The 14,415-nt window shown below is 56.4% G+C and carries 13 protein-coding genes; 9 read left to right on the forward strand and 4 right to left on the reverse strand.

All coding sequences use genetic code 11. The features are described 5' to 3' along the window. Window positions 1–137: 137 nt before the first annotated feature. From EI77_RS23600 to EI77_RS15450, 5 genes are all read left to right on the forward strand, one after another. Complete coding sequence (locus tag EI77_RS23600; protein ID WP_208300372.1) at window positions 138–1,913, forward strand: DUF4886 domain-containing protein; 1,776 nt, start codon at window positions 138–140, stop codon at window positions 1,911–1,913. Further along, entirely contained in the window at window positions 1,910–2,785 is an 876-nt protein-coding gene (locus tag EI77_RS15435; RefSeq protein ID WP_133796192.1) for a DMT family transporter, read from the forward strand. Before EI77_RS23600 ends, EI77_RS15435 begins: the two co-directional genes overlap by 4 nt. A 43-nt stretch (window positions 2,786–2,828) precedes the next feature. Then, on the forward strand, window positions 2,829–3,056 hold the full coding sequence (locus tag EI77_RS15440) for an AbrB/MazE/SpoVT family DNA-binding domain-containing protein (protein WP_133796193.1): 228 nt from the start codon (window positions 2,829–2,831) through the stop codon (window positions 3,054–3,056). Next, window positions 3,053–3,460, forward strand: a complete 408-nt coding sequence (locus EI77_RS15445; protein WP_133796194.1) for a PIN domain-containing protein — start codon at window positions 3,053–3,055, stop codon at window positions 3,458–3,460. The genes EI77_RS15440 and EI77_RS15445 overlap by 4 nt, the downstream gene beginning before the upstream one ends. Before the next feature lie 109 nt (window positions 3,461–3,569). Next, on the forward strand, window positions 3,570–5,648 hold the full coding sequence (locus EI77_RS15450) for an FAD-dependent oxidoreductase (protein ID WP_166647286.1): 2,079 nt from the start codon (window positions 3,570–3,572) through the stop codon (window positions 5,646–5,648). On the opposite strand, the gene EI77_RS15455 is transcribed toward EI77_RS15450, so the two are convergent. From EI77_RS15455 to EI77_RS15465, 3 genes are read right to left on the reverse strand one after another with little or no spacing between them, the layout of a single operon-like run. Further along, a complete protein-coding gene (locus tag EI77_RS15455) occupies window positions 5,635–5,967 on the reverse strand; it encodes a hypothetical protein (protein ID WP_133796196.1) in 333 nt (110 codons plus the stop codon). The genes EI77_RS15450 and EI77_RS15455 overlap by 14 nt on opposite strands. 59 nt (window positions 5,968–6,026) lie before the next feature. Then, on the reverse strand, window positions 6,027–7,361 hold the full coding sequence (locus tag EI77_RS15460; RefSeq protein WP_133796197.1) for a M56 family metallopeptidase: 1,335 nt from the start codon (window positions 7,359–7,361) through the stop codon (window positions 6,027–6,029). A gap of 39 nt (window positions 7,362–7,400) precedes the next feature. Beyond that, the gene (locus tag EI77_RS15465) at window positions 7,401–7,787 is read right to left on the reverse strand and encodes a BlaI/MecI/CopY family transcriptional regulator (protein WP_133796198.1); all 387 of its coding nucleotides are present in this window, start codon (window positions 7,785–7,787) and stop codon (window positions 7,401–7,403) included. Between the two features lie 202 nt (window positions 7,788–7,989). Here EI77_RS15465 and EI77_RS15470 point away from each other — a divergent pair, with 202 nt between their 5' ends. Beyond that, window positions 7,990–10,707 (forward strand): RNA polymerase sigma factor, encoded by a 2,718-nt coding sequence (locus EI77_RS15470; RefSeq protein ID WP_166647287.1) that lies wholly within the window; start codon window positions 7,990–7,992, stop codon window positions 10,705–10,707. A 43-nt stretch (window positions 10,708–10,750) separates the two neighbouring features. On the opposite strand, the gene EI77_RS15475 is transcribed toward EI77_RS15470, so the two are convergent. Next, window positions 10,751–10,993 (reverse strand): hypothetical protein, encoded by a 243-nt coding sequence (locus EI77_RS15475; protein WP_133796200.1) that lies wholly within the window; start codon window positions 10,991–10,993, stop codon window positions 10,751–10,753. A 243-nt stretch (window positions 10,994–11,236) separates the two neighbouring features. Between EI77_RS15475 and purM the strand changes: the two genes are divergently transcribed. From purM to EI77_RS15490, 3 genes are all read left to right on the forward strand, one after another. Then, the gene (gene purM / locus EI77_RS15480) at window positions 11,237–12,232 is read left to right on the forward strand and encodes a phosphoribosylformylglycinamidine cyclo-ligase (protein ID WP_133796201.1); all 996 of its coding nucleotides are present in this window, start codon (window positions 11,237–11,239) and stop codon (window positions 12,230–12,232) included. A 166-nt stretch (window positions 12,233–12,398) separates the two neighbouring features. Continuing rightward, window positions 12,399–12,986 (forward strand): DUF416 family protein, encoded by a 588-nt coding sequence (locus EI77_RS15485; protein WP_133796202.1) that lies wholly within the window; start codon window positions 12,399–12,401, stop codon window positions 12,984–12,986. Between the two features lie 246 nt (window positions 12,987–13,232). Further along, window positions 13,233–13,811 carry a GNAT family N-acetyltransferase gene (locus EI77_RS15490; RefSeq protein WP_208300373.1) on the forward strand — a complete coding sequence of 193 codons (579 nt, stop codon included), beginning with the start codon at window positions 13,233–13,235 and terminating at the stop codon, window positions 13,809–13,811. The last annotated feature ends 604 nt before the right edge of the window (window positions 13,812–14,415 follow it).

Raw genomic sequence — 14,415 nt, forward strand, 5'->3', positions numbered from 1 at the left:
GCGTCCCAACCATGAGTCCTTTATACCCACTGGCAAAAGTGGCCCGCACAGTCCCCTGTGCGGAAAGCCGTTCCGAAGCCCCTGAATCCTCAAAAGATCCAACCTGCCGTCGAAGCTCTGTGGGCCTTTCCTCCTTTTTGCCCCAGCGTCCCCGCGCAGGGACTGCACGGACCCCTTTTCTCTTCGCCACCCTCACGTTCGTCCTCCTCGCACAAGCGTGCGGGCTGGCCGCCGAGCCAAAAACGGTCCGCATTCTGACCATCGGCAACAGCTTTTCCCGCAATGCCACCAATCACCTGGATGACCTGGCCAAGGCTGGCGGGCATACTCTCATCCACACACCCATCGTGGTCGGCGGCGCATCGCTTGAACTGCACTCGGAAAAAGCCATCGCCCACGCCAAGGACCCTAAGGACAAGGCCGGTCTCTACACCAATGGCCGCAGCCTGGTGCAGCAGTTGAAGGCGGAAAAGTGGGACTACGTCACCATCCAGCAGGCCAGCATCAAGAGCCATGACTTCGCGACCTATCAGCCGCATGCGAGCCGTCTCTGGGAGATCATCCAAAAGAATGCACCCTCCGCAAAACTGCTCGTCCATCAGACCTGGGCGTATCGGAAAGACGACCCACGTTTCACCAAGCCTAACAATGAAGTGAACGGTCCCACGACCCAAGCGGAAATGTACAGACGCCTCAGCGCTGCCTATGCGACCCTGACAAAGGAGCTGGGTGCCCGCCGCCTGCCCGTGGGCGATGCTATGTACCAGGCGGATACGGATGCCAAGTGGGGCTACCAAACAGACACAAGTTTTGATTTTAAGACGGCTAAATATCCTGCCTTGCCTAACCAAAAGCACTCTCTGCATGCCGGCTGGAGCTGGAAGGTGCCCAAGACCAGCAAAGATGGAAAAAAAGTCCTCGGCATGGATGGCCATCATGCCGGCATCGCTGGTGAATACCTGGGTGCCTGCGTTTGGTATGAAGTGCTGTTTGATGAAAGCGCAGTGGGCAATAGCTACATCCCCAAAGGCATGGAGGTGGACTATGCGCGCTTCCTTCAGGAAACCGCGCATCGCGCCGTCGTGAAAGCTGCCGGAAAAGCTCCCAAGAGTGGAACTTCTAAAGCAACCCCGGCCTCGGCTGACACCGTTTTGAAAATGAAGGGACTCGTCGCCTTTTGGGATTTTCAGGAGGCCGCAGGCCAGCCGCGCGTCGCTAAAGGTTCCGAGCCTTACTCCCTCCAGGAAATGAAAGGCCCCATCCAGCGTACGGATGATGGCGTCTTCGGTCCCTGGTCTGTGGACATCAAGCGCGGGCAGTGGCTCATGATTCCTCGCGCCCAGGTGGGTGCGCTGGACATTCACGGCAAGGACGCAAAGGTCACCGTGGTTGCTTGGGTGAAACGTCAGGCCAAAGACTCCTGGCAGGCCATCGCCGGAGTCTGGGATGAGACGCGCAAAAAGCGTCAGTATTGCCTGTTCCTGAATGCCCCTCGCGGCACCAAGGCGGATGAGATGAAACGTTATCCCCTCGCCAATCGCATCCACGGTCACGTCTCCGCCATCGGCGGCCCCACGCCGGGTGATGACTTTTGCATCACCTACTCCAGCGGAGCCACGGAGATCCCCATGAAAAAATGGGTCTGTCTGGTCATGCAGTACACGGGCAAGGAATCCCGCGTGTATGTGAATGGAAAGCTGGATGTGCTGGAGCAGTACAATCCCTTCCCATATCCAGACGGCCTCTATGATGGTGGCAAAGAAGGAGCAGATTTCACCGTCGGGGCCGTGCATCGTGGCGGCACCTGGGGAAACTTCTTTGGAGGCCAACTGGGCGGCCTAGCCGTGTATGACCGCGCCCTGACCGATGCCGAACTTAAAAGGCTGGCCGGACTGACTCCGCAACCTCAATGAATTCCGCCTCCCGACTTCCACGCTGGGCCGCCATTATTCCCTGGCTGTTCGTCCTGCTGTGGAGCAGTGGATTCATCGGCTCCAAGCTGGGCGTACCTTATGCTGAGCCGTTCACTTTCCTGACCTTTCGCTACATCATCGTGCTGGTGGTGCTGGTCCCCATTGCCCTGCTTACCCGTGCCCCCTGGCCGCAGGGAAAAGACCAGATTGGGCACCTCATCTTTGCCGGTCTTCTCATCCATGCTCTATATCTCAGCGGCTGCGTGTACGCCTTGCGGTTAGGCCTGCCAGCAGGGATCGTCAGCCTCATCGTCTCCCTTCAGCCCCTGCTCACCGCCGCCTTTGCAGGCATGATGTTGGGGGAGCGTGTCATGCCCCGGCAGTGGGGCGGGCTGGCTCTTGGTTTCATCGGCACCGTGCTTGTGGTCGCACACAAGACCGGCAGCGGCCTCACCTTCATCTCCACTGTGCCCGCCCTCCTGGCCCTCATCGGCATCACCGCCGGGACCTTATGGCAAAAGCGCCATTGCCCCGCCTTTGATCTCCGCACCAGCACCGTAGTGCAGTATGCCGCCAGCCTCGTCGTGACCGTCATTCTCGCCCTCGTCACCGAGACTGGCGAGGTGCAGTGGACTGGCCAGTTTGTCTTCGCTCTTCTCTGGGTGGCTCTCGTGCTATCCATCGGTGCCATCAGTCTTTTAAACCACCTCATCCGCAGCGGCACCGCCGTGAATGTGGCCAGCCTCTTTTACACCGTCCCCGCCGTCACCGCCCTCATGGCCTGGGCCATCTTTGGCGAAACTCTCACCGGCCTATCCCTCGTCGGCATGGTCATCGCCGTCCTCGGCGTCTGGCTGGCGCGTGGGAAGTAGGAGATGCATTGACATCCTGAGGGTAAGATCACATCTTACCCACATGACAACTGTAGTTTCCAGTAAAGGACAGGTGGTTCTCCCGGCACAATTACGCGAGCTGGACCATATTCAACCGGGGCAGCAGTTTGATATTGAGCGTGTTGAGGAAGGCCAATACTTGCTTAAAAGGCAGGTCTCTGAAAACGAAGGTTTGGTGGATTGGCTGCTCTCATGTCCAGACAAAGGCTGGTTCACGGAAGTTGAATCTGAATCTACCGACACGCTATGAAGTTCATTGTGGATGCCAATGTGTTGAGCGAGCCGACTAAACCCGAGCCCAGTCTGGCCGTGATCACCTGGCTGAGGAAACACGAACGTGACTTGGTGGTAAACCCCATCGTCTTGGGCGAAATCGAGTATGGCATTCTGCTTCTCAATCCCAGCCGACGGCGCAGTCGGTTGGAAGCCTGGTTTCGTGCAGGTGTGAGTCGTATTCAAAATCTGGACTTTGACGCCAATTGCGCAGCCCAATGGGCGCGCCTCCTGGCGGAGCTCAAAAAGAAAGGCCGTGCTATGCCGGTCAAAGACAGTCTCATTGCAGCCTCCGCCCTTGCTCACGGACTGACGGTGGCGACTCGGAATGTGAATGACTTCCGCCATACGGGAACGCCAGTGGTGAACCCTTTTGATTGAGGTCACGGGAAAACGGGTGACGGAGATTCCTAATCCGTATACGCCCCCACTTTCCCCCAATCCTGGCCCGCTGCATGCGTTGATGGCTACCTTCAGCCACCGCCCGACCATGCACGAAGCTCCCACCCGACATTTTGACATTGCCATCATCGGCGGAGGATTTGCTGGCGTTTACTGTGCACAGCAGGTCCTGAAAAAGCTTCGCGGCATTAAATCCATGCGCGTCGGCATCATCGCCAGCGAGAACCACATGGTCTTCCAGCCCATGCTGCCAGAAGTCGTCGGCGGCTCCCTTTCACCCCAGCATGTGGTGAATCCCATCCGCATGATCTGTGAGGAAGCCGATGTCTTAAAGGCCTCCGTCACCAGCCTGGATCTGGAAAACCGCATCATGACCCTGGACGGCGGGCGCTTCACCCCCAACGTCACCGTCACTTTCGATCACCTCATGCTCTCCCCCGGAGCCGGCGTGGACCTCAGCCGCATCCCTGGCATGTCAGAGCATGCCTACCTCATGCGCACCGTCGGTGACGCGATGAAACTCCGCGCCGCCATCATCAGCCGCATGGAGGAGGCCAATCTCATCACCAAGCATCAGCAGCGCAAAGAAATGCTCTCCTTTGTTGTCGTTGGTGGCGGTTATTCCGGGGTGGAAACCGCAGGCCAGATCCAGGATCTCATCGCCGGTGTACTCCGTTATTATGACAACATCCGCGCGGATGAGCCCAGCGTCACCCTCGTCCATAGTGGCGAGCGTTTGCTCAGCATGCTCGGTCCCGGTCTCGGGGATTACACCCGCCGCTGCCTGGAAAAAATGGGCGTTAATCTCATCTTTAACAAACGTGTCCGCGCCGTCACCGCCCGCACCGTTCAGCTCAATGATGGCAGCACCATCATCTCAAACCTCGTTGTCTGTACCGTCGGCAATGCCCCTCATCCCATCCTGCAAGCACTCGGAGCCGCAGGTGCCGTTCCTCTGGAGCGCGGCAAAGTAGTCGTGGACCCCACCGGGCAGGTGAAGGGTGTGGAAAAAGTATGGGCAGCAGGGGATTGCGCTGCTTTTCCCAAAGCCGATGGCGGCTTCTGTCCGGAGACCGCCCAGTTTGCCATGCGCCAGGGCGCGATCATCGGCACCAACATCGTCGCCTGCATCCAGGGAAAACCCTTGAAACCCTTCAAGTTCACCGGTCTGGGAGAGCTCGCCACCATCGGTCACCGCAAGGCCGTCGCTATGGTTTTTGGCCTGCGTTTTTCAGGCCTCCTGGCCTGGTTCATGTGGCGCAGCATTTACCTCATGAAGCTCCCCGGGATGGACCGCAAACTCCGCGTCATGGCGGAGTGGACCTTCGAGATGTTTTTCCCTCGCGATATCAATCTTCTCACCCCCAGCTTCTCCTCACCCCTCGGTGAGATGCACTTGGAAAAAGGCGATTCCCTCTTCCGCTCCGGCGAGCCTGCCCAGTCCCTTTACGCCGTCAAAAAAGGCTGTGTCGAGATCACCGATGCCAACGGCCACCTCGTCAAGGCCGCTGTTGCTGGAGAGCACTTTGGTGAACGTGCCTTGTTAGGCGATGGCATCTGGCGCTTCGATGCCACCGCCAAAGAACCCAGCGAACTCGTCGCCATTGACGGCGGTACTTTCAAAACATTGGTGAAAAGCATCGGCTCCCTGGACAGCCTCTTCCGCGCCACCGCCCAGCAGTATCATCTGCCGGAGGAAATCCAGCAGACTGTCGCCGCCATGTCAGAGACCACCCGCCTGTCCATCGCTGCGGATGTCATGACCAAGTCCGTCACCTCGCTTCAGGCCGGGCAGACGGTGCAGGACGCCATCGCTGAATTTCAGGCTCATCCTCACAGCACCTATCCGGTGACGGAGGATGGCAAGGTCATTGGCCTCCTTCGCCGCTCCATCGCCTATGACTGGCTGAAAAATCACGGCCTCACCAGCCAGGATCTTCTCAAGGACCTCCCCCTCACCAAGCCCTTCTGCGTCCGTTCAGACATGCCCGTGCCAGAGCTGGTCCAGACCCTCATGCGCACCGGCGTCAGCAAGGCCATCGTTGTGGATCCAGATTATCGTTTGTTAGGCATCGTCACCGTCTTTGATCTCCTCAAAGGCGGCCAGGAATCCGTCCCCCCAGTTGCCCCCGTCATCTTGCCAGAGCTCGCCATCAGTCCGCGATAAAGATGCGGTCCTTCGATCCGGTAATCTCCACCTTCACGGTGTCATCGTTTTGGACCATGACAGTCGCCGAGCATGAGGAGGGCAATCGGCTCGAAGGGAGCCGGGTTGAATGGAATCGAAAATAATGAGTGCTGCCATCCTTCAAAGGCGGCAGGTCGGACAGATTGTTGACGACGATGGGGCTAGCCGGTGCAGATGCTGCCGCTACTGTTCCCTGGGCACGCTTTGCGCGCTCCTCGGCGTTAGCCTGTCCCATTTCCTGCATTTTCATCTGCCATTCCAACGTCTGTTTTTCTGACCAGTCATCAGGAGATTTCATCAGCCAGATTTTACTTGGCCAGGGCCGCCCCATCACATTCCAACCGGCAGGGCAGCTCATCAGCCAGCCCTCACGGATTCCTTCGGCGCGGTAAAGCTCACCCGCATCGCCCGCGGAAATCCGGTCCCCGCCAAGCCACTTTCCACATCCCGTGCCGTCTGCGGCAGTTCGGCCAGATCCCCACCAACCTTCAGTGCACGCCACCGGCGCTCATCCTCCGGGCTGAGCTTCATCGGCCACTTTTCCTGGGGCATCAGTGGAGTCCAGTTGGAGACGTCTTGGCCTTCATCCATAGGTTCGCCAGGCGCAGCTTGTAGCATTGCCAGTGGCAGTGCCGTCACCAGAGCGAGTCCCGCCCATAGCATGGACCATCCTGGGGCCGCAGCCTCTCGATCTTTGCCTCCATCCAAAACGGCCTCCACCCTTCCTTCCACCGGCCCCGGTCTCGCCATCGCCAGCGCACACAAGCTCAGTCCCGTACCCATCTTCGCATGGCGGCTCAGGTCCAGGAGATGCTGAGCATAATCACTCGCCCGGATGCCATGGCGCAGTACCGTGTCATCACAGGCCTGTTCCTGGTCCGCCCGCATTCGTCCCAGTGTCAGCCAGGCCAGTGGATTGAACCAATGAACCGCCAGCATGATCTGCCCTGCCCATAGTGCCAGAGGATCCCGTCTCTTTAAATGTGCCAGCTCATGCAGCAGCACCGCGCGCAGCTTGTCAGCAGGCCACTCGGCTGCCCCTACTGGCAGTAGCAGATGCGGACGAAAGACACCCCACACCATTGGCACCGCATCTTTTTCCCCTAACAAAAGGCGTGGTTGTCTTTGTATCCCCAGTTCCATCGCGATTTTCGCCATCATTGAGGATACTGAAGCCGCTTCACCTTCGCTACGCGCCTGGCATTTTGCGGCCAGTGTTCTCAGCCGCCACGCTCCGTACCCTGTCCTTGCCATCAGTATTCCAAACACCCCTAGCCAGACCATCCCTACCAGCGGTTGCAGTTGCACCCAGGAAAAAGGCATCGCCGGGGCAGGGGATACCACGGTCGTCTCCAGCTCTACCTGGATGGGCGTATTCGCTTTACTATCCCCTCCCTCTCTCGGCAACACCGTTACCTTCTGTCGGGGTTGCGGCACGCGGTTCGTAGCCGCCCTATTCTGAGGAAATTCCCCAGACCGCATCATTGTCGGCAGCACCTGCCACGCTGGGAGAAAAAACACCGCCACCGGCAATGCCAGCGTGGAAAGAACTGCCATCATCCACAATGGATAGCGCCGCGCAGCCGAAACCCTCCGCAGACCCAGCCCTGCCATTAAAGCCAGCCCCAAGACCAGAGTGCCTTTCACCGCCACATGATTCAGAGATTCCAGCCAGAGTGAGATCGAGGTCATAAATGCATCCTTCAGGTTAGTCTTTCGTTTCTAGATTCCTCAGCGCCCCTCCTTCCGCGCCTCCTCGATGAGTTGCTGTAGCCGCATCGCCTGCTCATCCGTCAGTGCCGCATTTTTACCGGTCAGGTGTGCCGCCAACGCCTCATCCATCGCCCCGCCGAAAAACGTGTCCAGCACATGCCTCAGCGCTTTCAGACCCGCACGCGCCTTGGATTGCGCAGGTGCATACACCACCTCACGCCCCTCCTTGCCCAGCCGCTTTGCATGTCCCTTTTCCTCCAAAATGTGCATCATCCGCCTCACCGCCATATCTGTCGGTGGGTCCGGCAGTTCCACCTGCACCCGCGCCACCGTCGCACTCCCCGCCGCGTGCAGCACATCCATGATCTGCCTTTCGCGACGTGATAAATTGTTAGGATCACTCATTTCGTTATATTTTTAACGAAATGAAATCGGTTAGGCAAGCGTTAACGCTAATTTTTTAACTTTTCCTGCTTTCACATATTCTTATTCACTGCCCAAGCTGCATTTTTTGAGAGCATTCCTGATCTTAGAAGGCCCCCTCATGGTGAAGTCCGTGTGTCACCCCCGGCATTCACTGGGCGATTTAAGAATACGGCAACATTTCATGCAAGTTTTCGCCGCGACCGGACACTTATGGGTGAACACCATGAATGCGATGCCCACCCACCCCATTGATGAAGAGCTCGCCATGCTGGGTGCGGGCAAGACCGCAGCGGCCTGTGAAAAGATTGTAGCACAGCATGGCTCCCTGGTGAAGAGCGCCTGCCTCCGGGTGCTGCGGGATGAGGGGCTGGCAGAGGATGCGGCGCAGGAGACCTTTATGCTGCTGATAAAAAAAGCTTCATCGCTGCCTCCCTCCACACCCTTGGCGGGCTGGCTCTATCATGCCGCCTGTCGCACCGCCTTGAACCACCAGCGTGCTGCGATTCGCCGCCGTGCTCGCGAAAATTCCATAGAGCTCATGAATCAAATGATACCCGATGCCCAACCCAATCCATGGACTGAGATCGAGCCACATCTTGACGAGGCTATGCTCACACTGCCTCCTCGTCAGCGCGACTTGGTCGTGCAGTGCTATTTTCAAAACCGCACGCAGCGCTCTGCCGCCGCCGCTTTGGGTTGTTCAGAAAGCGTCGTCAGCCGCGAGCTAGGAGCCGCCCTTGAAGCATTGCGGCAGTTTTTCACCAGGCGTCACGTCGCAGTCAGCGCGGTAGCCCTGGCCGCTTTGTTGCCGGCACATGCAGCATCCGCCTCCATGGCAGGCGGCACGGCATTAGTCACCGCCATGGTGGCAGCACCGGCCAGTACTTCTTTGGTGGCGGCACTGCTCACATCCAAAGTTCTGCTCACCACGGCTGTCATGACCTGTACGCTCACAGTCGCCGCTGTAGGCTACCATTTGACCACCTCTGGATCACATGGGAGTGATAGGCGCAACTCCTCAGCCGCAGGAGCGGTGGCTGCCGACCGAGGTTCACCTAACAAAATGTCAGTTGGAGTGGCCAAGAAGGGAACCTGGGAGGCCCGTTTTGAGTTCACCAGTGCGATGGCCTTGGAGGAACGCAAAAAACAAGTGCTGCTGGAAAGCGATCCCGACGCACGCTACGCCCTGCTACAGCAAATGGGCGTCGGACTGTCCCGTGCCGGCTTTGACAAACTCATCGCCCAGGGCATGGACGCCAGCGTCGCCCCTTGGCGGGATACCTTCGCGGTGCTGGAAAACCGCACCGACATGTTCGACAACTATTTGATGGCCTGGAGCAATGAAAATCCGCTGGCCGCTCTCAATTGGGTGGCTTCCCAGCCGGACGGCGGCCTCGGCATGCGCAAGCAGTTGCTCTACGCTCTGGAGGCGGGGCAATTCCAGCCGGACACACTTCGGGAGTGGATCAGCAATCTGAAGAAAGAGTCCATGCAAAAGGAGGCTGCGCTGGCACTCGAGTGGTTAGACAATCCATCTTCGTTGATTGCGCGCCTTGGCACCGGCGGCAACGACGGTTTTCTCGTCGACTTGGCGATGCTGCGCAGTGGTGAACGTCTGGACTGGGCAGCGTTCGGCAGCAGACTCGGCGCGGGTAAAAGCGCCATCGTTGCCCGGGCGATGCGACAGGTGCTGGACTCAGGCCTCTCGCTTCAGACCATTACCCCTTTCCTTCAAGGATTGGCCACTTCGGCCGATCCCCACATCAGTGTCGGGGCCGTCACCCTCATGCGCGCCGCTTATGGCCAGGCAGATGTGGATTACAGGGTGGCTCTCGGCCTAGCCGCAGATTGTGAAAAGGCAGGGATGGGCAACTACAAAATCAGTGTTTTTAAAGGCTGGGCCGTGGCGGATCCTGAAGCAGCCCTGCAATACACCGCCAGGCTGAAAGACCTGGCCAGCATGCGTCATGTGCTCAGCGCCCTGTCCCCACTGCCTGATGACACCACGCTAGTGGCCATGATGGCAGGCACACCGCCGGTAGCACAGGACATCGCCCTGGCTGCCCTCTATAGCCGGAGCACCGAGGGGCTGTCTGCCAGGCTTCAAAGGATCATGGAGTCCACCACAGTCGTTGACCAAGTGGAGGCAGCCAAGGAGGTGCTGCGGAATCTGCCCTTCGCGGATGCGCCCGCCGCTGCCCAATGGTTAAAGCAGCAGCCTGCTGGCAAATCGCGTCAGGAGATGGCCCTGGCTTTGAGCAGACGGCTCGCGGCGGTGGATCCCCAGACCGCGCTGGAACTCATCCTTAGCGAGGGGCTGAGTGGGAGGGAATATGACGAAGCCATGTCCCATGCGGTGAAGCAATTTTCCGCACAGAATGACATGGAGCAGTCCACCCGCTTCATCCAGCAAATCACCGATCCTACAGCCTATGCAGATGCGCTCGGCCAGATCGCCATGGTCAAATTTGCCGGTCGTCCGCAGGAAGCCTACGCCTATCTGCAAAAGCACTCCCGCGGTGATTGGCAGCTCGCCGCCTTGCAGATGCTGAGTGAACTCCAATACAACAAGCTGGGCAACATAGACGCCAATGCCGCCGAGATCCTCAAGCTCGACCTGCCAAAGATGGGCCCCGACGTCGCCAAACGAGCCAGCAACTTCTGTCGGGTCTGGATAGATCACCAAGTCCCGGTGACCACCCCGCTCGCCTGGACCCAGCAACTTCCCAGCCCCATGGGGCGTGCAACCCGCCTGCAACTGGCTAGGCGGAATGAACTCAAGCCCGCCACCTTGGAACAATTCCACACCTGGACTCAGACCGCGTCCATCAGCCAGGCAGAGCGCGCCCAGTTGCAAACAGTCTTGCAAAAACGCCTCGCTGACCCAAGGGTCAAATAGGCCGATTCGGCCCCCTGCCTAACCAAGCGTACGAACCTGAAAATTATCCTGGTAACGCGCGAAGTTTAGAAGGCCCTTCAGCCAAAGTAGTCCAGAGCTTTAGCTCGCGAAGACCTCGATTGAAGATTCGATCTGACCTGCCATAGACAGAGGATCTGCCAAGCCCATAAGCAATGCCCACGACAACAAAACACATCCCCAGCCAGGCCAGCCATCCTCCTGCTCCTGACATGGCATAGGCCATCAGAATCGTCCCCAGTAAGACATTGAGGATCGCGTATTTCATTCGAGTGGCAGCGGACTTGCAGGAACAGAACACTGTCCCGATCATACATACTTTATCTGACAAACGCCACAACCTACCGGCAGCCCTGTAGCTCGATTTTCCAAAATCGAGACGTTTCGATGCCCCTCAGCTCCCTCCTCCTCTCCACTCCCCTCATTCCACGTCCCCAAACCACACTTGCATCCGCGCCGTCCCGCTTCACTCTCTGGGGTTCCGGCGACTTCGCGCGCCGGGTTCTTTCCCATGTCCAAGCACACTTACAAACAGGCCGGCGTTGATATCCATGAAGCAGCATCCTTTGTGGATGATATTGGCGCGCTGGTGAAGGCCACGCAGAAAAAGCGCAAGCTGGCCAATGCCTTCGGTCTCTTCGCCGCCGGTTACGACCTCAGCAAATACAAAGAGCCGATGATCTTCACCGGTTGCGACGGCGTCGGCACCAAGCTGGAACTCCTGCTGAAATACGACCTGCTGGAAAACGCCGGCAAGGACCTCGTCGCCATGAACGTCAACGACGTCCTCACCTGCGGAGCGGATCCCATCATGTTCCTCGACTACGTCGGCGTGAACCAGATCAAGAAAAAGCAGCTCGCCCGCATCATCGCCGGGATGTCAGAGTATTTGCAGGCCTGCAATTGCATCCTCGCCGGTGGCGAAACCGCCGAAATGCCCGGCGCAGTGCTTGATGGCATGGTAGAACTTTCCGGCTTCGCCATCGGTGCAGCCGAGAAAAAAGACGTCCTGAACCCCGCCGAAATCAAAGAGGACGATGTCCTCATCGGCTGGCCCAGCGCCGGTTTCCACGCCAACGGCTTCAGCCTCGTCCGCCGCATCCTGGAAAAAGAAAGCATCAAGCTCAGCAAAAAAGACGCCGCCCAGCTCCTCACCCCCACTCTCCTTTATCATGAGCAGTGCTGGGGCCTGAAAAAAGCCAAGATCAAGCCTGCCGCCATGGCCCACATCACCGGCGGCGGTCTCGTGGAAAACCTCGGCCGCATCTTCACCAAGCGCGGCCTCGGCTGCCACCTCAAAGTCCCATTCTGGAAGAACGACGTCGTCCAGAAAGTCCTCCGCCATGCCGACCCTGCGGACTGCTGGGACACCTTCAACATGGGCATCGGCTGGGTCGCGATCGTGGACCCCAAACAGGCCCAAAAAGCCCTCAAAGTCGGCACCGGTGCCGTCGTTCTGGGCGAAATGGACAAAAGCGCCACCGTGACCTGCGAACTGGTCAAGTAGGTCAAAACAGCCACATTTTCCGAGATGCCGTATCCCATTCAGGGATGCGGCATTTTGATATCAACTCGAATTCCGCGATTAAGAGGAAGAAACCGGCAACAAGTCCAATACTGGATTAGCCAGATTCAGCGACCCAGGCCCAGAAATCTACAGCAACTCAGACGCGATGGAGAAAAAATTTAACGAGACGGAATTACGAGAAGAACTCAATGCCTTCCAACTTGATCAATTGGTAGTTTTTGGGTTGTCGTGCGCGGAACGCATGATTCCAAACTATAAGAGATTTACCCGCGAATGTAGATGGGGTGATCCGGACATTTTAAGGAACGGTTTGGATCTAACGTGGAATTGGTTAACTACAGGAACTATATCGGAAAAGGAGGTTAAAAAAATGCTAGCTACTTGTGAAGCACAAACCCCCGACACAGATGATTTTGATACGATACTAGTTTCATCAGCATTAGATGCAGCTAATTCAGTAAGTGCGGTATTAGAGTTGATCTTATCCAATAGATGTGATTCTGCAATTGAGATTGCAATTTATGGACGTGACACTGTCGATATGTATATTCAAGAGTCTGAGGGCATGGACCCACAAGATGCGCAACTGGAGAATAAAATCTGGCTACATCCATTGATGCAGCGTGAACTAAAAAGTCAACGTTCAGCTATTAGTCTTATAAAACAAGGGATTGCCATCAAAGATGCTGAATCTATTTGGAAACGTCATGATGTGGGTAGCCTAGGCTTTTAACTAGAAAACAGTTTTCCTGCCAGGCGAGAACGGTACTCAGTTATAGTACAGGATCGTTGATTTTGCACTTTTTGAGGGGGAGTAATTAAAAGTTGGATTGGGTGGCAGGTACAACTTAGGACGGTTTCCGGCTTCAACAGCACGGCTTTCAAGACCTGCTTGCCCCACGTGTTGCAAATGATGAAAAGAGCCGATTATAAACCATGCGCAGACGGCGACTGAAATCAGGCAAAGAAATTATGTCCTATGATGACCCAATTTATATCTTTTGAGGTTTTTGAGTCCGAGAGACTCATTATTCGGGTGCCACGCCCAGGAGATGGACTCATTTTTAATGAAGCTGTGGTTGAGTCGCTGCAGACTCTGAGGCCATGGCTTGCTTGGGCTGCCGTTCCACCGACTCTGGAGGAGTCCGAGTTTTCGTGTCGGCAGGCATATGCCAAGTTTTTACTCGGTGAAGATTTGAGGGTGTTCTTTATTTCTAAAGACGACGGTGTTCTTGTTGGCGGAAGCGGATTGCACAATCCGAATTGGGATTTGAAACAGTTTGAAGTTGGCTACTGGGGGCGTTCGCGATATTCCAAAAAAGGTTTAATCACTGAGGGAGTGAAGGCTCTGGTTGATCATGCGTTTGAGAAACTGGATGCCAGCAGAGTTTATCTGACAACAGACGATGCCAATACAGAAAGCTGGCGGCTGGCAGCGCGGGCTGGATTTGAACTTGAGGGTACAATGAGGAAAGATCGGCTCAACCTCGCGGGCTCCCTCCGTGACACACGTCTTTATGCGCGAGTTAACTCTACCCACACGGTTTTAAAAACCTAATCCAAAGATGTCAACGAGGCCTGAACAAAGGATGCTAGGCAAATACCACTCTACTAAATGAAGCCTTGGATGATCATTGTCGGCGCACTGTCTATATTGACCTTTGAAGGGCTGTATATCCCATGGGCATGTGCCCCCAGAAAAGGTGATGGAGCAATCGGGGATGTTATGATTGCCTATTATGCACAACTGATTGTCGGTATTATATCAGGCAGTCTTTTACTTGTCAGTTTTCCCTTGATATTTTGCAATCAAGGTGATCCCCGAAAACTGCTATTTCGATCATCTTTTTTTATATCATTACTTGCATTCATTTCCTTCCTATTAGGAATGTTTTTGCCTGATTGGTAGAATAATTTTATGTGTAGGGTGCCTGTTGAAGGTAAGCGTCATGCGGAGTGCCGTATGAAGTTGCTAGATTCATGCAGGTCATAGGAGATCAGCTATGACCTGTATGAACAAAAGCGAACTCTTTTCCCTCCGCCGACTGCGCCACCATGTTGTTGAGTGAGCGAGCATGCCTTGGCATGGCGATATGTTGCAATGGAAACACTGTCACCACCTGCCGCCAGAAATGTTAAATCAGCACAATCTAATGCAGCAA

Source organism: Prosthecobacter fusiformis, assembly GCF_004364345.1.
In the GTDB taxonomy this organism is placed as follows: Bacteria; Verrucomicrobiota; Verrucomicrobiia; order Verrucomicrobiales; family Verrucomicrobiaceae; genus Prosthecobacter; species Prosthecobacter fusiformis.

What these genes read in the sequence shown, in the direction of transcription:
- EI77_RS15435 (WP_133796192.1), top strand. Translation starts at nt 1,910, where the DNA reads ATGAATTCCGCCTCCCGACTTCCACGCTGGGCCGCCATTATTCCCTGG.
- EI77_RS15440 (WP_133796193.1), top strand. Translation starts at nt 2,829, where the DNA reads ATGACAACTGTAGTTTCCAGTAAAGGACAGGTGGTTCTCCCGGCACAA.
- EI77_RS15445 (WP_133796194.1), top strand. Translation starts at nt 3,053, where the DNA reads ATGAAGTTCATTGTGGATGCCAATGTGTTGAGCGAGCCGACTAAACCC.
- EI77_RS15450 (WP_166647286.1), top strand. Translation starts at nt 3,570, where the DNA reads ATGCACGAAGCTCCCACCCGACATTTTGACATTGCCATCATCGGCGGA.
- EI77_RS15455 (WP_133796196.1), bottom strand. Translation starts at nt 5,967, where the DNA reads ATGAAATCTCCTGATGACTGGTCAGAAAAACAGACGTTGGAATGGCAG.
- EI77_RS15460 (WP_133796197.1), bottom strand. Translation starts at nt 7,361, where the DNA reads ATGACCTCGATCTCACTCTGGCTGGAATCTCTGAATCATGTGGCGGTG.
- EI77_RS15465 (WP_133796198.1), bottom strand. Translation starts at nt 7,787, where the DNA reads ATGAGTGATCCTAACAATTTATCACGTCGCGAAAGGCAGATCATGGAT.
- EI77_RS15470 (WP_166647287.1), top strand. Translation starts at nt 7,990, where the DNA reads ATGCAAGTTTTCGCCGCGACCGGACACTTATGGGTGAACACCATGAAT.
- EI77_RS15475 (WP_133796200.1), bottom strand. Translation starts at nt 10,993, where the DNA reads ATGAAATACGCGATCCTCAATGTCTTACTGGGGACGATTCTGATGGCC.
- purM (WP_133796201.1), top strand. Translation starts at nt 11,237, where the DNA reads ATGTCCAAGCACACTTACAAACAGGCCGGCGTTGATATCCATGAAGCA.
- EI77_RS15485 (WP_133796202.1), top strand. Translation starts at nt 12,399, where the DNA reads ATGGAGAAAAAATTTAACGAGACGGAATTACGAGAAGAACTCAATGCC.
- EI77_RS15490 (WP_208300373.1), top strand. Translation starts at nt 13,233, where the DNA reads ATGATGACCCAATTTATATCTTTTGAGGTTTTTGAGTCCGAGAGACTC.